At 33.0% G+C, this 20,049-nt stretch carries 20 protein-coding genes and 1 tRNA gene; 8 read left to right on the top strand and 13 right to left on the bottom strand.

Annotated features, from left to right (window positions below):
- Positions 1-4: 4 nt before the first annotated feature.
- The 6 genes from IR010_RS09565 to recF form a co-directional block, all read right to left on the bottom strand.
- On the bottom strand, positions 5-511 hold the full coding sequence (locus IR010_RS09565) for a hypothetical protein (protein ID WP_194603310.1): 507 nt from the start codon (positions 509-511) through the stop codon (positions 5-7).
- Positions 512-546: 35 nt separating this feature from the next.
- Positions 547-1,560 carry a UDP-N-acetylmuramate dehydrogenase gene (gene murB, locus IR010_RS09560; RefSeq protein WP_194568505.1) on the bottom strand — a complete coding sequence of 338 codons (1,014 nt, stop codon included), beginning with the start codon at positions 1,558-1,560 and terminating at the stop codon, positions 547-549.
- 170 nt (positions 1,561-1,730) lie between these two features.
- Positions 1,731-2,789: a glycosyltransferase gene (locus IR010_RS09555; protein WP_194603307.1), complete on the bottom strand. Its 1,059-nt coding sequence runs from the start codon at positions 2,787-2,789 to the stop codon at positions 1,731-1,733.
- A 76-nt stretch (positions 2,790-2,865) separates the two neighbouring features.
- Positions 2,866-3,540 carry a DUF2461 domain-containing protein gene (locus IR010_RS09550; protein WP_029272222.1) on the bottom strand — a complete coding sequence of 225 codons (675 nt, stop codon included), beginning with the start codon at positions 3,538-3,540 and terminating at the stop codon, positions 2,866-2,868.
- Between the two features lie 9 nt (positions 3,541-3,549).
- Positions 3,550-4,251 carry a thioredoxin domain-containing protein gene (locus IR010_RS09545; protein ID WP_194603304.1) on the bottom strand — a complete coding sequence of 234 codons (702 nt, stop codon included), beginning with the start codon at positions 4,249-4,251 and terminating at the stop codon, positions 3,550-3,552.
- Between the two features lie 73 nt (positions 4,252-4,324).
- A complete protein-coding gene (gene recF, locus IR010_RS09540; protein ID WP_194603301.1) occupies positions 4,325-5,404 on the bottom strand; it encodes a DNA replication/repair protein RecF in 1,080 nt (359 codons plus the stop codon).
- A 368-nt stretch (positions 5,405-5,772) separates the two neighbouring features.
- Here recF and IR010_RS09535 point away from each other — a divergent pair, with 368 nt between their 5' ends.
- From IR010_RS09535 to IR010_RS09510, 6 genes are all read left to right on the top strand, one after another.
- Positions 5,773-6,552, top strand: coding sequence for a tetratricopeptide repeat protein (locus tag IR010_RS09535; RefSeq protein WP_194568500.1), 780 nt, complete (start codon positions 5,773-5,775; stop codon positions 6,550-6,552).
- Positions 6,553-6,656: 104 nt separating this feature from the next.
- Complete coding sequence (gene ribH, locus IR010_RS09530) at positions 6,657-7,229, top strand: 6,7-dimethyl-8-ribityllumazine synthase (protein WP_029272226.1); 573 nt, start codon at positions 6,657-6,659, stop codon at positions 7,227-7,229.
- Positions 7,230-7,450: 221 nt separating this feature from the next.
- Positions 7,451-9,343 carry a DNA mismatch repair endonuclease MutL gene (gene mutL / locus IR010_RS09525; RefSeq protein ID WP_029272227.1) on the top strand — a complete coding sequence of 631 codons (1,893 nt, stop codon included), beginning with the start codon at positions 7,451-7,453 and terminating at the stop codon, positions 9,341-9,343.
- Positions 9,340-10,089 (top strand): rhomboid family intramembrane serine protease, encoded by a 750-nt coding sequence (locus tag IR010_RS09520; RefSeq protein ID WP_029272228.1) that lies wholly within the window; start codon positions 9,340-9,342, stop codon positions 10,087-10,089. The genes mutL and IR010_RS09520 overlap by 4 nt, the downstream gene beginning before the upstream one ends.
- A gap of 44 nt (positions 10,090-10,133) precedes the next feature.
- The gene (locus IR010_RS09515; RefSeq protein ID WP_194603298.1) at positions 10,134-10,997 is read left to right on the top strand and encodes a rhomboid family protein; all 864 of its coding nucleotides are present in this window, start codon (positions 10,134-10,136) and stop codon (positions 10,995-10,997) included.
- Positions 10,998-11,015: 18 nt separating this feature from the next.
- Positions 11,016-12,062 carry an endonuclease/exonuclease/phosphatase family protein gene (locus IR010_RS09510; protein ID WP_029272230.1) on the top strand — a complete coding sequence of 349 codons (1,047 nt, stop codon included), beginning with the start codon at positions 11,016-11,018 and terminating at the stop codon, positions 12,060-12,062.
- A gap of 46 nt (positions 12,063-12,108) precedes the next feature.
- On the opposite strand, the gene IR010_RS09505 is transcribed toward IR010_RS09510, so the two are convergent.
- The 6 genes from IR010_RS09505 to IR010_RS09480 form a co-directional block, all read right to left on the bottom strand.
- On the bottom strand, positions 12,109-12,723 hold the full coding sequence (locus IR010_RS09505) for a WbqC family protein (RefSeq protein ID WP_194603295.1): 615 nt from the start codon (positions 12,721-12,723) through the stop codon (positions 12,109-12,111).
- A 93-nt stretch (positions 12,724-12,816) separates the two neighbouring features.
- The gene (gene lepB, locus IR010_RS09500) at positions 12,817-14,397 is read right to left on the bottom strand and encodes a signal peptidase I (RefSeq protein WP_029272232.1); all 1,581 of its coding nucleotides are present in this window, start codon (positions 14,395-14,397) and stop codon (positions 12,817-12,819) included.
- 68 nt (positions 14,398-14,465) lie between these two features.
- Positions 14,466-15,194, bottom strand: coding sequence for a 4-hydroxy-tetrahydrodipicolinate reductase (gene dapB, locus IR010_RS09495; RefSeq protein ID WP_194603292.1), 729 nt, complete (start codon positions 15,192-15,194; stop codon positions 14,466-14,468).
- Positions 15,195-15,234: 40 nt separating this feature from the next.
- Positions 15,235-15,795: a DUF5683 domain-containing protein gene (locus IR010_RS09490; RefSeq protein ID WP_051662742.1), complete on the bottom strand. Its 561-nt coding sequence runs from the start codon at positions 15,793-15,795 to the stop codon at positions 15,235-15,237.
- On the bottom strand, positions 15,795-16,697 hold the full coding sequence (locus IR010_RS09485; RefSeq protein WP_029272235.1) for a ParB/RepB/Spo0J family partition protein: 903 nt from the start codon (positions 16,695-16,697) through the stop codon (positions 15,795-15,797). Before IR010_RS09485 ends, IR010_RS09490 begins: the two co-directional genes overlap by 1 nt.
- A gap of 5 nt (positions 16,698-16,702) precedes the next feature.
- On the bottom strand, positions 16,703-17,470 hold the full coding sequence (locus IR010_RS09480) for a ParA family protein (protein ID WP_029272236.1): 768 nt from the start codon (positions 17,468-17,470) through the stop codon (positions 16,703-16,705).
- A gap of 333 nt (positions 17,471-17,803) precedes the next feature.
- On the opposite strand from IR010_RS09480, the gene IR010_RS09475 reads away from it, so the two are divergent.
- A tRNA-Pro gene (locus IR010_RS09475) sits at positions 17,804-17,878 on the top strand.
- Positions 17,879-18,106: 228 nt separating this feature from the next.
- Positions 18,107-19,054, top strand: coding sequence for a thioredoxin-disulfide reductase (trxB, locus tag IR010_RS09470; protein WP_029272237.1), 948 nt, complete (start codon positions 18,107-18,109; stop codon positions 19,052-19,054).
- Between the two features lie 119 nt (positions 19,055-19,173).
- On the opposite strand, the gene IR010_RS09465 is transcribed toward trxB, so the two are convergent.
- On the bottom strand, positions 19,174-20,037 hold the full coding sequence (locus IR010_RS09465) for a GIN domain-containing protein (protein ID WP_317174446.1): 864 nt from the start codon (positions 20,035-20,037) through the stop codon (positions 19,174-19,176).
- Positions 20,038-20,049: the final 12 nt, after the last annotated feature.

Here is a 20,049-nt window from a genome sequence, read left to right as displayed (position 1 = left end):
TATTTTAAATTTCAAAGGTTTTTCTGAAATTAAATATGTTTAAATTATAACTTAAATATAAAAGAATAAATCCAATACAACTAAAAGTTGTTCCTCCAATTAAATATATTGTTTTAGAGTTATTAGAAAAAAGTAATCCAAAATCATTAAAACTGATCGAAAGCAGAGGCTCAAGTAAAAAGAAAAAAAACAAACATGTAAATAGAGTGCTTAAAAAGGTATTTAGAATTGAGATTTTGTTTTTCCAATTAATTAAAGCAATTAATAATACTCCAATTATTAGCCCGTAATATTTCCAAAAAAACACACTAGATAAAAAATCAAACACATTTTCTTTACCAGCATATAATTCAAGCCAACATTGTGATTTTTGTCTCTGATATGAAAGATATTCATGGGCACAATTGTATTTCTCAAAAACAGAAAAAATTTTAATTTGAAAAAAGCCATTTAGAAGGAAAATTATTCCAAACACTTGTATTAAAATTATGGTGATATTAAATTTTTTCATTTATGAATTTAAATAAGATCAGTAAAGTTTCTGTTTTAAATCACATTCACTTCAGCCTCAATATGAATTCCAAAAGTTTCAAAAACAGTTTTTTGAACATCTTTCGAAACAGCTAAAATTTCCTGGCCGGTTGCATTTCCGTAATTCACTAAAACCAAAGCTTGATTTTTATGAACACCAGCGTCGCCAAAACGTTTTCCTTTAAAACCAGCTTGTTCTATTAGCCATCCAGCCGGAACTTTTACTTCGGTTTCTGAAACTTCATAATATTTCATTTCCGGAAACTTTTGATGAATTTTTTCGAAATCAGATTTTAAAAGAATCGGGTTTTTAAAGAAACTGCCACTATTTCCTAGTTCTTTCGGATCTGGGAGTTTGCTTTGTCTGATGGCGATTACAGCATTGCTGACATCTTTTAAAGTTGGAATTGCAACATTATTTTTCGCTAATTCAGCTGTAATATCTCCATAAGAGGTATTTATTTTATGATTGCGTTTCGTTAATTTATAAACTACAGAAGTTATAATGTATTGATCTTTAACTTCATTTTTAAAAATACTCTCACGATATCCAAAATTACATTCGGCATTTACAAAAGTTTTTATTTCTTGAGTTTGAATATTTATAGCTTCGCACGAAACGAAAGTGTCTTTTATTTCAGTTCCGTAAGCACCAATATTTTGAACGGGAGTTGTACCAACATTTCCTGGAATTAAAGACATGTTTTCTAATCCGCCAAAATTATTTTCAATAGTATAAAGTACGAAATCGTGCCAAGTTTCGCCGGCCTGGCTTTCGACCCAAACAAAATCATCGTCTTCTTTAATGATTTTTTTGCCTTTTAAATCGATATGAATTACCAAAGCATCAATATCTTGGGTTAAAAGCATATTGCTTCCGCCGCCAAGAATAAATTTTTTCTCGTTTTTATTATTTTCTAAAATAGTTTTCAGTTCATCAACAGTATGAACTGCAACAAATTGTTTTGCTTTGGCTTCAATGCCAAAAGTATTGTAGTTTTTTAAAGAAAAATTGGATTGGATTTCCATATAAAAGGCTTTTTTAATCTGAGTTCAAAAGTAAGGATTATAATTTTTGGTTTTACTGCAAAGGCACAAAGTTTGCGCAAAGTTCGTTAAGTTTTTTGCCACAGATTAACACAGATTAGAAGAATTTCTTGAAATCTGTTAAATCCTAATATCTGTGTTTGAATTTTAGGTTAGCCGTTTCGTGAATCTAGTAGCTCATGATATTTATCTGCAATAATCTTCATATTAATGTCATAATTAGCATTTTCCTCCACAAATTTTCTATTTCGAATAATAGCCTGATTTCTGGATTCAGTATTTTCAAAAGACCATATTAATTCTTCTGTCAGCATTTCAATATTGTCAATTTCAATTAATTGACCGTTTTCGCGATGTTTAATCCAGCTTTGATTTCCTGCAATATCTGAAACCACAGGATAACAGCCACAAGCCATAGCTTCGAATAAAGATGCAGAGACGCCTTCGGTAATGGGCATGCTAATATAAACGTTGGATTGTTGTAATAATTTTGGAAGCTCGGTATTTGGAATTCTTCCTGTAAAAATCACTTTATTTTCGATTTGTAAATCTTTGGCTAAATCTTTTAAAAATTGCAGTCTGGTTCCGTCGCCAACAATTGTCAATGAAAAATCTATTCCTTTTTGATACAAAATTGCAAAAGCCTTTAAAATAGAATCGTGACGATATTCGGGCTGCAGAGAACGCGTAACAATCGCTTCAATTTTATTTGAATTAGTAATGGAATAATAGAAAAGCGATAAATCAATTCCTTTTGGCAGAACTAAAACTTTGGTCATATCAACTCCAATTTCTCTCATCGAAATTGTCATTACAGGTCCCCAAGCATGAATTAAATCAGCTTTTTTGAAAGCGTGTTTTTGAATGATTTTTTTAAAAGGCAATAAAACAGAACCTTCTGGCCACAAATCAGTTCGGCCTTGCTGTGCAATTGCAACTGGATGCATGCCTGAAATTCCTGCAAGAAAACCGTAACTGGTTGTTCTTTCGGCAATAATCATATCTGGTTTTTGTTGGAGAATTATTTTTCGGATCGAAATAGGAGCGAAGACATATTCTAAAATACGCTTGAAACGATTCATTTTTGAATTATTTGGCGTTTGAAGTTCCCAGGTTGTAATTTCAAAATTGCCAAATTCTTTAAGGCCTTTCATCCACGTAATCGCATCAGCGCGATACGATTCTCCCAGAAAAAGTATTTTTCTTTTCATTTGATAAATGAATTTTGTCGCCGCGAATTCACAAATTAGTAGTGAAAATTTGTGAATTCGTGGCGATTTGTCTTTTTTATTCTTCCGTTTCTAAAGCGCGGTTTATGAATTCGTTCAAAGGTTTTAAAGCGATTAATTTCTTGCTCATTTTAGCAACAAAATCTTTTTGAGTCACTTCGGCAATGTCATATTTTTGAGTTGCCGTGAAACTTTTTAATTTTAAAAACTCAATTGCAGGATGGTCTTTTTCATAACCTCTTGGTGGATTTTTAAGCGAATTGTTTTCGTTTATATCTAAATTTCCAAATTCTTTTTTGAAGTTTTTATCGGTTAAAATCGCTTCTAAATCATCATGGAAATAAGCAATTTCTTTACGGACTTTTTTTAAATCTTCTGCCTCTGGCGAATAAAATCCACCGGCAATAAAACTCGCTCCTTTTTCGATATGTACATAATATCCGGAGCGGTTAGCCCCTTTTGCTCCGGCAGACATCCAAACGCCCAAATGTGCTTTGTAAGGTGATTTATCTTTAGAAAAACGAATATCGCGGTTAATTCTAAAGGTACAATTTTTAACCTCCAACAATTCTAATGAAGGATCAAGCGGTTTCATGACGTCTAGAAAATCGCTCACCAATTGATGATAATCTTTTTTGAAGATCTCGTATCGTTTTTTATTGTCCTGAAACCAATCTCTATTATTATTCTTTTTTAAATCGTCTAAAAATTGCAATGATTCTTTCGTTAACATATTTGGTATTTATTGCAGTTGTTTTTTTAAGTTTTCTTCAGAGGTTAAACCTATTATTTTGTTTTGGACAGCTTTGTTTTCGTATATTAAAATAGTAGGAAGCTGATTAATTTTAAGCGTTTCGGCTAAAGTTTTGTTTTTATCGACATCAATTCGAACCACAACAACTTTGTCTGTCATTTCTTTTTGCATTCTTAAAATAGATGGTTCCATTTGTTTGCATGGTCCGCACCATTCGGCATAAAAATCAACTAAAACTTTTTTATCTGTATTTAATAAATCATTAAAGTCATTCATTGTCATTCCAATTGGCGCTGTCGACGGACTGGATAATCCTTCTTCATTCCAGCCTAGTATGCCACCATCTAATTCGTAAACATTTGTAAACCCTAATTCGCTTAATTTTTTAGAAGCTTTTTTGCTTCTTCCTCCGCTTAAGCAATATACAAAAACAGGTTTCGATTTGTCGTAAGCTAGAGTTGCATTTTCTGCAAAATTTTCGTTGTTCCAGTTTATGTTTCTGGCATTTTCAATATGTTCAGATTCAAATTCATCAGGAGTTCGAACATCTAAAATCTGAGGATTTTTGGTTGTTTTTATTTTTGCTGCAAATTCTTTTGGCGCTAGTGTTTCAAAAGTTTTTGCTTTCTGGTTATGGCATGCAAATAACAAAGACAGCATTATCACGAATAAAATTTGGGGGAATTTCATAATTGTGGATTTTAAAAATAGTACAGCTAATGTAATGATTTTTCATTTTTGAATTCCGATTATAATGATAAATCTATAGATTGAATATCTTATAACTTTGATGTGTAGATTTTACAATCGCTTCAGTACGTTCCGGATGTGTGTCTGAAATAAAAAGCTGCCCGAAAGTTTCGCTGTTAACCATTTCGATAATTTTGGCAACTCGACTTTCATCTAATTTGTCAAAAATATCATCAAAAAGAAGCAGTGGTTTTACGCCGCTTTGTTTTTTCAGAAATTCAAATTGAGCCAATTTCAAAGCAATCAGAAATGATTTTTGCTGTCCTTGTGATCCAAATTTCTTTATTGGGTGTGAATCTATCTCAAAAGACAAATCGTCTTTATGAATTCCAACGCTTGTGTAATGAAGCGCACGATCTTTATTAATGTTTTCCTGTAAAAGCTTCAATAAGTCTTTTTCGTATAAATGACTTTCGTAAACCAACTGCACCGTTTCTTCAGATCCGGTTATAGCTTGATGATGTATATTAAATATAGGTATAAACTGTTCCAGAAAATCTTTTCGCTTTTCAAAAATAGATTTTCCAAAACTATTTAGCTGCTCATTATATATAGATAAGGTATCGTTGTCAAAAGTATGATTGAGTGCAAAATACTTTAAAAGAGCATTTCGCTGTACAATTACTTTTTGATATTGAATAAGCTGATGTAAATAAGCCGAATCTAATTGTGAAATCACACTGTCCATAAATTTACGGCGCGTTTCGCTTCCTTCCACAATTAAATCGCGGTCGGCTGGAGAAATAATAACTAACGGAATAAAACCAATATGATCTGAGAATTTATCGTAAGCCTTGCCATTTCTTTTTAAAACTTTCTTTTGCCCTTTTTTTAAACTGCAGACAATTTGCTCTGCTCTTTCATTTTTTTCTAATTCGGCATCAATTACAAAAAATTCTTCGCCATGCTTGATATTTTGTACAGCAAGCGGATTAAAATAGCTTTTTCCGTAAGCCAAATGATAAATTGCATCGAGCACATTGGTTTTGCCAATTCCGTTTTTGCCGACAAAACAATTAATCTTGCGGTCGAAATCAAAACTGACTTCGGAGAAATTTTTATAATTGAATAAAGAAATTTTGTTTAAATGCATTTTTTACGAGACTCTAAAGATAAAATTTGATGTTAAAGGTTGATTTTTATGCCGCAGATTGAATGATTTTAAACGATTTCTTTTGAAATATAGGTTTAATCAGTGTTGATCTGTGAAATATGTGGCTAAAATTGTAGTTCTAGCCTAGAAAAGTCAAGTTTTAAACAGCAAAAATTTGAGGGTGCAAATTATCGAAAATTATCGATATAAAAGGCTTTTAGCGCGTTTCTACATGAATTATTTTACTGCTGAAGCGAAAGCAGTTATGACTATTGAAATTATTTTTTCTAAAATAGATATAAAATTGATTTTTTTTACTTCAGTTTCAATAAAAATTTTATTTTTGCCGTTCACTAAATTAATTTTAAATGGCTACTTACAATAAAAGAGGATATAAGACACCAAAGGAAAAGGAAGTTAAAGAAGTAAATGAAGAACAACAGGTAGTAATTGATGAAAAAGACAGTACAACAGCTGGTGTTTTTTCTAAATTAGATGAAACTGCTTCAAGAACTGAGGATTGGGTGGCTAAAAATCAAAAAATCATTATTGGTTTAGTTGCTGGTATTGCAATTGCTACTATTGGATATTTGGCTTACCAAAAATTTATAGAAGCTCCTAAGCAAGACGAAGCTGCAAACGAAATGTTTGTTGCTCAACAAAACTTTCAAAAAGCTACTGATGGTGTAGCTAGCGATTCATTATACAAATTAGCATTAAATGGTTCAGAAGGAAAATTCGGATTCGTAAAAATTGCTGAAGAATATTCTGGAACTGACGCTGGAAATCTAGCAAACTACTATGCTGGTATGGCATATTTGAATACAGGTAAATTTGATGATGCAATTAAATATCTAGGTGAATTTAAATCTGACGATTTAATCTTAAGTGCTTTGGCAAAAGGTGCTATCGGAGATGCTTATTCTCAAAAAAATCAGCAAAAAGAAGCTTTAGACTATTATGTAAAAGCAGCTGAATCTAACAAAAACGATTTTACAACACCTCGTTTCTTATTAAAAGCTGGAAAAACGGCGCTGGCTTTAGGTCAAAAAGAAGATGCTTTGAAATATTTAACAGATATTAAAGAAAACTACGACGCAACTCCAGAAGCAGCTTCTGTTGATGCATTGATTGGATTAGCGCAATAAAAATTTTAGTTCCGACGCTTCGGAATAGATTTAGTACCGAAATTTCGGGATAGATTTGTATTTTTACAATCTGAATGTAAAATCAAAAATCTAAAATAGTACAGATGGCTACCGAAAATAAAAATTTATCAGAATACGATAAAAACACGATCCCAAATGCGAAAGACTTTCGATTTGGGATTGTTGTTTCTGAATGGAATGAAAATATAACAGAAGGACTTTACAATGGCGCTTTTGATGCCTTAATTGATTGTGATGTTCCAGCTCAGCAAATTATTCGCTGGAATGTTCCAGGGAGTTTTGAACTGATTTATGGGGCAAAAAAAATGTTGCAGACGCAAAATGTAGATGCAGTTATTGTAATTGGATGCGTTATCCAAGGAGAAACTAAACATTTTGATTTTGTTTGTGAAGGCGTTACACAAGGAATTAAAGATTTGAACGTTCAGACTGATATTCCGGTTATTTTTTGTGTGCTGACAGATAATACGATGCAGCAGTCAATTGACAGAAGTGGAGGAATTCACGGAAACAAAGGAACTGAAGCAGCAATTGCGGCAATCAAAATGGCTTATATTCGTCAGCAGGCTTCAATGTCGCATCCGTTTAATCAGCCTTTATTGGCTTCAGGAGCAATTCAGATTGAGGAAACACCAAGAAAGATTGAGAAAGAATAAAACAACATTTGTTTTAAAAATACTAAGAACCTGTACTTTGCAAAATAGTACAGGTTTTTTGTTTTTTTTATGATGACAGTTATTCAAAAACCCAAGAGAAATTCATTAAATTTGTACACCTTGGTTTTAAAAAACCAGAAATGAATGAATAAATAAACCAGAGATTTTTACAGATTTTTTCTGTTTAGAATTGAAGGGCAACCCTTAACCCAAATTTTTTAATGTCGAGTATTATTCAATTACTTCCTGATCACGTTGCTAATCAAATTGCCGCTGGAGAAGTGGTTCAAAGACCTGCTTCGGTTGTGAAAGAGCTTTTAGAAAATGCTGTTGATGCAAAAGCAACCGACATTAAATTGATTATTAAAGATGCCGGAAAATCATTAGTTCAGGTTATTGATAATGGTATGGGAATGAGTGTGACAGATGCGCGTTTGTGTTTTGAGCGTCATGCGACTTCAAAAATCCGCCAGGCTGAAGATTTATTTTCATTATGTACCAAAGGTTTTCGAGGAGAAGCTTTGGCATCTATTGCGGCAATTGCCCATATGGAAATGAAAACCAAGCAAGATCAAGAAGAACTCGGAACTCACATTATAATCGAAGGAAGTAAATTTGTTTCTCAAGAAGTTGCTGTTTTGCCAAAAGGAACTTCATTTGCAGTTAAAAACTTGTTTTTTAATATTCCGGCTAGACGTAATTTTTTAAAATCAGATACAGTTGAATTTCGACATGTAATGGATGAATTCCAGCGTGTTGCTTTGGCGCATCCTAACATTCATTTTACATTTTATCATAACGGAAGCGAAATGTATAATTTGCCTGCTGCAGGTTATCGTCAGCGAGTTGTAGGGATGTTTGCCGGCAAGACAAATGAAAAATTAGTTCCGGTTAATGAAGATACTGAGATTATAAATGTTCAAGGATTTGTGTGCAAACCTGAATTCGCTAAGAAAAACAGAGGAGAGCAGTTCTTTTTTGTAAACGACCGTTTTATTAAAAGCGGTTATCTGCATCATGCTGTTATGGCAGCATATGACGGACTTTTAAAAGATGGTTCGCAGCCAAGTTATTTTTTATACCTGCAAGTACCGCCAAATACTATTGATATTAATATTCATCCGACTAAAACAGAAATTAAGTTTGATGATGAACAAGCTTTGTATGCTATTTTAAGAGCTTCGATCAAGCATAGTTTGGGTCAGTTTAATGTTGCACCTGTTCTAGATTTTGATCGTGATGCAAATTTAGACACACCATATCATTATAAAGATTTAGAAGCTGAAACACCAACAATCCAAGTTGACGGAACATTTAATCCGTTTACAGACGACAAAACAAATCAGCATTATTCTAAAGCAAGTTCAGGATCTGGTTTTAGTTCTGGATCAAATTCCTATTCAGGTTATTCGAAAAGAGTAGAACCTACAGCAAGCTGGGAAAGTTTGTACGTTGGTTTGGATACAGAAAATATCGAAAGTTCACCTTTTACTTTTGAAAATGAAGAAGTAACTTCGTCCTTATTCAATGATAATGAAGTTGAACAAGCAAGTCAGGGAACGTATCAAATTCATAAAAAATATATTGTTTCGCCTATAAAATCAGGAATGGTTATTGTTGATCAGCAACGTGCGCATCAGCGTATTCTATACGAGCAGTTTTTGCTGAATATGACTGTAAATCAAGCTTCAAGCCAGCAATTGCTGTTTCCTCTGAATTTATTTTACTCTTCAGATGAAATGACATTGATTGAAGAATTAAAACCTTCATTAGAAACAACAGGTTTTGTTTTTGAAGAAGCTCAGACAGATCATATTGTCATTTCAGGAATTCCTGTAAATATTACTGAAAGTGAAGTTTCAATGGTAATCGAACAGTTATTGAGTGATTTGCAAGACGGAATTCCGGCAAGCAGTTACAGCCAGAATGATACAATTGCCAAATCGATGGCAAAAAGTTTAGCGGTTAAAACAGGCTCTTATTTAACCGAAAAAGAACAAGATAATTTAGTAAACGGATTGTTTGCCTGTAAAGATCCAAATATTTCACCTTTTCAAAAACCTACCTTCATCACGATGCGTGTTGAAGATATAGATAAAAAGTTTGCCATATGATGAACATGACTCCCGTAGTAAAACAATTATTGATAATTAATATTATATTTTTTATTGGCTCACAATTAGTGCCGGTATCTTATGAATATTTGGCTATGTTTTTTCCTGAAAACCCAAATTTCAGAGCTTGGCAGCCAATAACACACATGTTTATGCATGGCGGTATTATGCATATTGCCTTCAATATGATTGCTATGGTTTCTTTTGGATCAGCATTAGAACATTTCTGGGGCGGTAAAAAATTCTTGTTTTTTTACATTTCTTGTGGGTTGGGTTCTGCCTTATTGCATACAGCGGTGAATTATTATTCTTTTCAGGATACATTAAGTACTTTGATGGCTAATGGATATCAAAAAGATGAGATTTTAAAACTTTTAAGTGAAGGAAAAATAGATACAAGATGGCAGGAACTAGTTTCTGTTTCGCAATTTAATAGTTTTACAGATGCTTATATTGGCACAGTTGTCGGAGCTTCTGGAGCTATCTATGGATTATTAACCGCATTTGCTTTTATGTTCCCTAATGCAGAATTGGCGTTAATGTTTATTCCGATTCCTATTAAAGCTAAATATTTTGTTCCCGGTATTTTAGCTGTTGATCTTTTTTTAGGATTTAAAGGAAGCTCGTTATTTGGAAGCGGAGGTACTGGTATTGCACATTTTGCTCACATTGGCGGAGCATTAACAGGTTTTTTAATTATGTGGTACTGGAAAAAAAATCAGTTTAATAGTAATCGTTGGAATTAATTTTTAATTTTATTATCTGAACAACAAAAACCAAAAAAGCTTTTATGAATATTCTTGACGATTTAAAATTACAATATAAGTTAGGAGGTATAGCAATGCGTGTCATTTACTGGAACATTGCGTGTTTCCTGATTGCATTAGTTTTTTTCTATCAATATTCTGGCGGTGGTTTCGATTATCCAAGCTGGCTGTCTTTGTCTTCAGATCCAAATGTATTTTTATTTAAGCCTTGGACATTTTTAACCTATGCATTTTTTCATTCGTCATTTTTGCATTTGTTTTTTAATATGATGGTTTTGAATTTTGCAAGTAATTTATTTCTAACTTTTTTTACTCAAAAACAATATTTAGGATTGTATATCTTGGGAGCCATTTTTTCAGGAGTTACCTTTGCATTGAGTTATTATTTTTTAAATATTTCTGCTCCTATAGTTGGAGCTTCTGCTGCAATTATGGCCATTTTAGCAGCAGTAACTACCTATCAGCCTTTAATGGATGTGCGTTTGATCTTTCTAGGAAATGTTAAGCTTTGGCACATTACAGCTGTAATTTTAATTTTAGATTTAATGCAGCTTCGCTTAGATAATACAGGCGGGCATATTTCGCATTTGGCTGGAGCCTTGTTTGGATTTATTTATATGAAATCACTTCAAAACGGAACTGATTTGAGTATTGTAATCTCCAGAACGTTAGATTTCTTTGCTAATCTATTTAAAAAATCCCCTTCGACCCCATTCACAAAAGTTCATAAGAATTACAAAAAACCTACTGAAAGAGTTGCATCAAGAATTGTTACGAAAGATAAAACGCAACAGCAAATTGATGAGATTTTAGACAAAATAAGCCAGTCTGGCTATGATTGTTTAACAAAAGAAGAAAAAGAGTTTTTATTTAAAGCTGGAAAATAATCCTTTTAGCAAAAAAATATGAAAAACCTTTCGTGGTTTAATAAGATAATGTTCTTTTTGAATATAGTGCTTACTGTACTGACATTTAGTATCTATATTTTGCCCTTCCTAGCACCTAAGAGCTTTCCGCTTTTATCGGTGCTTACGCTGTTTATGCCTGCTTTTTTTGTGCTAAATGGCTTGTTTTTTGTCTACTGGGCTATTCAGTTTAAAAAGCGTCTTATTTTATCTGGATTAGTATTGCTGACTGGAATTACGTTTATCAGCAAGTTTTATAAATTTTCGGCTAAAGAATATGTTAAAGACGAAAAAGATTTCTCAATCATGAGTTATAACGTGCGTCTTTTTAATGTTTTCAAATGGTTGGATCGTGATGATATTCCGTCTAATATTAAAGCTTTTATAGACGAAAAAGATCCTGATATTTTATGTATTCAAGAATATTCAAACTCGGCGCATATTGATTTAAAAGTATATCCGCACCGCTATATTTTTATTGATGGAAACAAGATTAAAACCGGCCAGGCTATTTTTTCAAAATTTCCTATTTTATATGAAGGAAATATCATTTTCCCAAATTCGGATAACAATGTAATTTACGCTGATATAAAACGCGGAAAAGACATCATTCGTGTTTATAATATGCACTTGCAGTCTATAAAGATTTCACCTGATGTAAATGAAATTTCTGATGATATTGACAATGTAAATCAGCGTAAGTCACAGCTTATCTATACCCGAATAAGCAAAGGATTTAGGCAACAGCAAGAGCAGGCTGAAATATTTAAGGAAAACATAAAAGAATGCAAAAATCCTATTATAATTTGTGGAGACATGAATAACAGTCCGTTTTCATATGTTTACCGAAATATAAAAGGAAAACTAAAAGATACTTTTGAAGAAGCAGGAGAAGGTTTTGGAGCAACGTATAAATTCCGCTATTATCCAGCGCGAATTGATTATATTTTTTCGGATAGTAAAATGAAAGTAAAACAATTTGAAAGTTTTTCAGATTTCGAAAATTCAGATCATTATCCAATTATGACAAGGCTTTCAATGGAGTAAATTTAATTGGAATTCCAATAATGGAAATCTAAATTCCCAAAATAATTTATACTATTTTCTGCGCTTTTAAATAATCCATTGCAAATTTACCTTCATTAAAAAGTAAGTCTAAGACGCTTAAATTGTTTATAAATCCATGTTTGTCATCAAATACCTGAGTGTATTTTTCGAATGTATTAGGATCTTTTTTTCCATTTGCCAAACTTCTAAAATCGGTCATTTTTTGAGCATCTGCGAAGTATTCTGTTGTTTTGCTGAATTCTAATTTCATTCTTAAGCATTTTGTAACAATGTCTAAGACTTCCATATTTAAATCCATTAAGAAAGTGTGTTTTTTTTCGAAAACAGGTCGAATATCATCTTCAAAAAATTCAAAGAAAGGAGAGCTCCTATAGCCTGCTTCTAAGGATTTGAAGTGTTGTTTTTGCCAATCAAATTCATTTTCAATCAAAACGTCTTTTGTTTTCTGATGCGTCGCTTTTGAATGTTTAACCGGAATATTTAATAATTGAATCCCATTCGGACTATAGATGTAAGTACGGTTTCTATTGGTCTGTTTCTGAAAATTATCTTCCATTTCAAAAGTTATATTTTCAGATTGCGCCATAACTGCAAAGTGACTAATCGATGGAAAATAAGTAGGAAGTAATAGGGAGTTCATGATTTTATTTTTGTTTAAAAGTTTCAGGTTTCAAGTTTCAAGTTTTTACAAAACCTGAAACTTGAAACCTGAAACAAAAATAACTTATTTTATTTATGCTTTATTTTCTTTTCTTTTTTTCCAGAAATACTCACCAACAAAATAAGCGGCAAGCAGAATTAAGAAGTATTTAAAGTAAGATTGAGGTTGACCTTCGCCATCAACAGTAGTAAAAACTCTATCCCAACGAACTTTGTTAATGCCTTTTCCGTTTGTATCCCAGCTCATCCAAATAAAAACGGGCTTTCCTACAATGTGGTTTTCAGGAACGTAACCCCAGTAACGGCTGTCTTCAGAGTTATGACGGTTGTCTCCCATCATCCAATAGTAATTTTGTTTGAAGGTGTAAGTAGTTGTTGGTTTTCCATTGATTAAAAATTTAGAACCTTGCAACTCTAATGTATTTCCTTCATAATTGGTAATGATTTCTTTATAGAAAGGCAAAGATTCATTTGTCAAAGCTACCGTTTTTCCTGCTTCAGGAATATAAATAGGACCCATGTTGTCTTGGCTCCATTTATTGATATGAGGGTAAATTGCATTGTCGTTTCCTTTATCAATTTTTCTGATTACTGCAGTAACGCCAGGAGTATTTTTAAATCTTTCAGCTCCAGCTTCAGTTAATGCTCCTAAATAAAGTGTATCTCTTTTTTGGATTGTGTTTCCTGCAGCATCCATTTCAGTTCTGAAACCTGCACGATCAGTAATGTCTAATTCTTTGAAAATTGTTTCAAAATCAATTGGCGTTTTTTCGTCTAAAGCAACAGTATAAGAATACTGAGGTTTAGCTCTTTCTGGCAAAACTAATTTTTTTCCATTGATAAAAACATAACCATCTTTAATTGATAAGCTGTCTCCAGGAATACCAACACATCTTTTTACGTAATTTGATCTTTTGTCAATTGGTTTTATAACACCTGGTCTTCCTTTTGGCTCATAGAAATAATGAACAGTATCTGCTGGCCAGTTAAAAACAACAATGTCGCAACGTTTTATTTTTTCTAGTGCTGGCAATCTAAAATAGGGCAATTGTGGCCAGCTTAAGTATGATTTTCTTTTTGTTAATGGTATAGAGTCATGAACCATTGGTAATGCAACAGTAGTCATAGGAACTCTTGGTCCGTAATTTACTTTGCTCACGAATAAAAAGTCACCAATTAATAGTGATTTTTCTAACGAAGATGTCGGAATTGTATAAGGCTGTACTATGTATGTATGTACTAAAGTTGCTACGATAATCGCAAAAAGCAACGAACTTATGGTGTCTGCAGTTTTATTTTCTGGAGTCAGTTTTCGGTTTGCGTTGTATTCTAATTTCTGAGTATAATTTACATAATAGATATAAAATCCTAAAGTAAAAATTCCAAGGAAAGTATCTAAAGTTGATTTTTTGCCAAAAGTTCTTAAAGTTTCTACCCAAACAACCGGAAACATTATTAGATTGATAATCGGAATAAAAAGCAATAAAGTCCACCAAGTTGGTCGGCCAATTATTTTCATTAAAACTATTGAGTTATATACAGGAATCGCTGCTTCCCAGCTTTTTCTTCCTGCTGCTTGGTACAATTTCCAAGTTCCGATAAAATGAATTACCTGAACGGCTAAGAAAAAAACAAACCAAAGATATAGTGTCATAATATGTTGTTTAAAGTTTCAGGTTTCAGGTTATTTGATTTTTAAAATAAGCCTAAACCTTAATCTGATTATTTTAAGTTTAATACATCTTTCATGCTGTAAATACCTGTTTTTCCAACAAGCCATTCAGCGGCAATAACAGCTCCAAGAGCAAATCCTTCACGATTGTGTGCAGTGTGTTTTAATTCAATACTGTCTACAGCAGAATCGTAAGTTACAGTGTGTGTTCCTGGAACGTCGCCGATTCTTTTTGCTTCAATATAAATTTGCTTCGTCTGTTCGCTATCGCTCTGGTCATTTGCTGCAGCTTGATCTAATGTCCAATTTGTATAGTTGCTGTTTTCGATAACGCCTTTTGCCAAAGAAATTGCAGTTCCGCTTGGAGCATCTAGTTTTTGAGTATGATGAATTTCTTCCATCGTTACTTTATATGAATCGAATTGTGCCATTATCTTAGCTAAATATTCATTCAATTCAAAGAAAATATTAACTCCTAAACTAAAATTTGAACTAGAAATGAATCCTCCCTTTTTTTCGTTGCAAAGTGCAACCATTTCATCAAAATGCTCTAACCATCCAGTTGTTCCGGAAACTACAGGAACATTTGCGTGAAAACAGTTAGAAATATTGTCAACGGCGGCAGTAGGAACGCTAAAATCAATTGCTACATCAGCTGTCGAAAGTCCTTCATAAGTGTTAGATTCGTCTTTTTTTAAGACAATTTCATGACCTCTTTCTAAAGCAATTCGTTCAATCACTTTCCCCATTTTTCCATATCCTAAAAGCGCAATTTTCATTTTGTATTTTTTTTGAATTTTAAATAGCATGAAAAGCTATTTAAAAAGTGTAATTAAAAGTTAGTCCAACATTTGGTTTAAACGTTACATCGTTGGGATAAATTTCTGGACGAAGTGATAATCTTTCGTTTACGTTAAATTGAATCAAAGCGGCATCAACATTGGCGTCTATGATGTTTAAAGCGTAAAACCCTACGACGAATAAGGCTGATAAATCCCTGTTTCTTTGATAAAATTTTTGACCGGCAATAAGTCGGCTATCATCTAGAAACTCGTATTTATCATCATTGTAGCCTTCTAATCTGCGTTTGTAAGCGTCTCGATAATCGTGGTATTTTTTGTTATTATCGATGTAAAAATAAAGACTGGTTCCGATTGCTCCGTAAACTAGCGGGATTTTCCAGTATTTTTTATTGTATGCTTGGCCCAGACCTGGCAAAATTGCAGAATAGAATGCTGCTTTTGCTGGTGTAAGCGGGTCTATTTCTTCCATCTTAGTGGTGTCTTTAGCGACCAAAACCGCGTCTGTTTTTGCCTGAGCAAAAAGAGAAACGGTTCCTATGAGAAAGAACAATAGACTTATGGGGACAATCTTATTCACTATCCGTTTATTAATTTTATAATTCTATTAAAGTCGGCTTCAGAATTAAAAGGAATTGTAATTTTTCCTTTTCCGTTGCCTGCGACTTTTACATCAACTTTCGCACCAAAATAATCGTTGAAAGTGTTCTTTTGCGTTTCTTTAACCACAAATGAAGAATCAGCTTTTGGCTTTCCTTCTGTTTTTGGTTTTAAGCTTTCATGATAATTTTTAACTAAGGTCTCTGTTTCACGCACAGATAAATTTTGACTTACGATTTTTTGATAGATATCGGTTTGAATGTCTAAATCTTCAATATTGATGATTGCTCTACCGTGGCCCATACTGATAAAACCGTCACGAATTCCAGTTTGAATAATCGGATCTAGTTTTAATAGACGTAAATAGTTAGCAATTGTAGAACGCTTTTTTCCAACGCGCTCACTCATTTGTTCTTGAGTTAATTGAATTTCATCAATTAAACGCTGGTACGAAAGTGCAATTTCTATAGGGTCTAAGTCATGACGCTGAATATTTTCAACCAAAGCCATAACCAACGACTCATTGTCATTTGCAATACGAATATAAGCAGGAACATGAGTTAAGCCAACTAAAGTAGAAGCGCGCAAACGGCGCTCTCCAGAAATTAACTGGTATTTGTTGAAATCTAATTTACGAACAGTAATAGGCTGGATCACACCAAGTTCTTTAATAGAAGTAGCTAACTCGCGTAATGATTCTTCATTAAAATTGCTTCTAGGCTGAAACGGATTTATTTCTATAGCACTTATTTCAAGCTCAATGATATTTCCAACAACCTTGTCAGCATTTTTGTCTTCTACTGATGTAATGTCGTTTTCCGGATCTTTTAATAATGCCGATAATCCTCTTCCTAAGGCTTGTTTTTTAATTGCTTTTGTCATAAAAACTATTTACTGTTTTTCTTTATAATTTCTTGAGCTAAGTTAATGTAATTAACTGCTCCTTTGCTGGTTGCGTCATAATTAATGATGCTTTCGCCAAAACTTGGAGCCTCGCTTAATTTTACATTTCGCTGAATAACGGTATCAAAAACCATATCGTTAAAGTGTTTTTGAACCTCTTCGACAACCTGATTTGACAAACGTAATCTAGAATCGTACATTGTAAGTAATAATCCTTCAATGTCAAGATCTGGGTTGTGTATTTTTTGAATACTTTTTATGGTGTTCAATAATTTTCCTAATCCTTCAAGAGCGAAATATTCGCATTGAATAGGAATAACTACAGAATCAGCCGCTGTTAAAGCATTTAAGGTTAATAAACCAAGAGAAGGAGCACAGTCGATGATGATATAATCATATTCATCTTTTACGCTTTCTAATGCTTTTTTAAGCATATATTCTCTGTTTTCTTTATCAACCAATTCGATTTCGATGGCAACAAGGTCAATGTGAGCAGGTATCACATCAACATTTGGAGCTGAACACTGAACAATAGTTTCTTTTGGGGTGTGACTATGTTCAAGTATTTGGTAAGTACCGATTTCAACAGATTCTACGTCAATCCCAAGACCAGACGTAGCATTTGCCTGAGGATCAGCATCAATCAATAATACTTTCTTTTCTAAAACACCTAATGAGGCTGCAAGATTTACCGATGTAGTAGTTTTTCCAACGCCTCCTTTTTGATTAGCAATCGCAATGATTTTGCCCATTTATTTTCTGAATTTTGAACCGTAAAAATACAATTATTTATGGTTTCTGAAAATCTATTTTGTTAACATTTGCTAAACTTTGGGAAGCCGTTGTTTTGTGCGTGTTTTATTGATTTTTATTTTTGTTATTTCAAAAAATACCAGCAAATTTTTGTTGTGTTTAATCTTAAATTTATGAAAAAAAAGAGCCATTTTAGAATTTGAATCTGCTAATGCGAATTTTAAATCCTGTCCTTTCTTTTGGCATTAATTTTTTGGCTGAAATAAAAATATTTCTTATTTCTTAAATTGTTTTGGATAAGCAAAAAATAGTTATATATTTGCACCCGCTTTCGGGGTGTAGCGTAGCCCGGTTATCGCGCCTGCTTTGGGAGCAGGAGGCCGCAGGTTCGAATCCTGCCACCCCGACAAAAGTCTTTTCATTTAGTTGAAAAGACTTTTTTTATTTTAGACTGTTTGATATTCTTTATCTTTAAATGATCAACAGAATAATAGTTAGACAAAAAACACCTGTTTTTCTTTTTTGGCTTATTTGCTATTCTCTATTTTAGAATAGCAAAAACTGATTAACGGAGTTCTTTTTTCCAACAATAAAAACTTACTTTTGCACCATCAAATTATTAATATAACTATATTATGTCAGATACAATCGAAAAAATTAAATGCCTTATTATAGGTTCTGGTCCTGCAGGTTATACTGCAGCAATTTATGCAGCCAGAGCAAACATGAATCCAGTATTATATCAAGGAATGCAGCCTGGTGGTCAATTGACTACAACTAACGAAGTAGAAAATTTTCCGGGTTATGTTGATGGCGTTACAGGACCTGAAATGATGGTTCAGTTACAGGAGCAAGCAAAACGTTTTGGTGCTGATATTCGTGACGGCTGGGCTACAAAAGTTGATTTTTCAGGAGATATTCATAAAGTTTGGATTAACGATTCAATCGAATTACACTGCGAAACTGTTATCATTTCGACAGGTGCTTCGGCTAAATATTTAGGCTTGCCTTCAGAACAGCATTATCTGCAAATGGGCGGAGGAGTTTCTGCTTGTGCTGTTTGCGACGGATTTTTCTACCGCAATCAAGAAGTTGTAATTGTTGGTGCAGGAGATTCTGCTTGTGAAGAGGCACATTACTTATCTAAACTTTGTAAAAAAGTAACGATGCTGGTAAGAAGCGAAAAATTCAGAGCTTCTAAAATTATGGAAGAACGCGTTCGCAAAACTGAAAATATTGAGATTTTAATGAATCACGATACTGTTGAAGTTTTAGGTGATAATCAAGTTGTGCACGCTATTAAAGCATTAAATAAAACTACAGGAACAGTTATCGAAATTCCAGCAACTGGATTTTTTGTTGCGATTGGCCACAAACCAAATACAGATATTTTTAAAGATTACATCACTCTTGATGAAACTGGTTATATCATAAATACTCCAGGAAGATCTAATACAAATGTTGATGGCGTTTTTGTAGCTGGTGATGCTGCTGATCATGTATATCGTCAAGCTATTACTGCTGCAGGGACAGGATGTATGGCGGCGCTTGATGCTGAACGTTATTTAGCTTCTAAAGAATAATAATTGTTTTAAGGTTTCAGGTTTTGTTAAGAGCTGAACTTTGAACGTTATAAAAGTAAAAAGTCCTATTCTTATTTGAATAGGACTTTTTTATTTGTACATCTTTAAGTGCTATATTCTTATAAAGTTGTTGTCGCCGTTTTTGTTTTCATTCCTCCTGGTTTCTTGATCAATTTTGCTTCTTCGCTAAAACGCGTCAGTTCAATTTTTGGATCACCAAACAATGAAAGCTCTGCTTTGTCTCCAACAGCGATTGAAATAGAAGTTTCGCCTAAAATGACAGCCGTTGCAGCACCTTCAGCAGTAACATTTGCCTCTTTCAAAGTAAATTTTGTTCCAGTGAAAACCGAATTATTATCTAAACGAATAGTTGCTTTCTCTGCAATTCCCTCTAAAGTCGCATTGGATTTTTGATACAAATCGCATTTGAATTTTATGGCAGAAACTAATGATTTGATAGTCGCATTTTTGCTCAATTGCAAAGCAGCTTCGTCAGCTTTTAAGTTGATTTCGGATTTTGATTTGTCATCTGCAATTAAACTGAATTTTTTTGAATTAACATTCAGATATAATTTTGAGTAATCAACACTGTTAAAAGTAATATCATCTAGCTTTAGTTCCTGAATGGCATAAATAACAGCGTCATTTTTTGCAATTACTTTGTTTAGTGAACCTGTATAAGTAACATGTACAGCCAATTTTTTGAAAATTGTACTTTCTTTTGAAGTATAAAGGCGAAGTGTTTTTTCTCTTAAATCCATCCCGATTATCTCATGAAGATTGTCATCTGCTTCAATTTTAATTTCATTTTTTTCTCCAAGTTCTAAGTAAACTTCTAAATTATCATCGACTTCGATGGCATCAAAACTTCCGACTTCTTTTATAGAAGTTGTTACAATTTTAGTTCCTTTTACTTTTTCTCTTTTTTGTGCAAAAGTTAATGTGGTAACTAATAATAGGAGTAAGGCAATACTATTTTTCATTAATTCTAGATT

Origin of the sequence: Flavobacterium sp. MR2016-29 (assembly GCF_015350695.1) — a bacterium.
Taxonomy (GTDB): Bacteria; Bacteroidota; Bacteroidia; order Flavobacteriales; family Flavobacteriaceae; genus Flavobacterium.
This window is presented reverse-complemented; position numbering and strand designations above follow the sequence as displayed.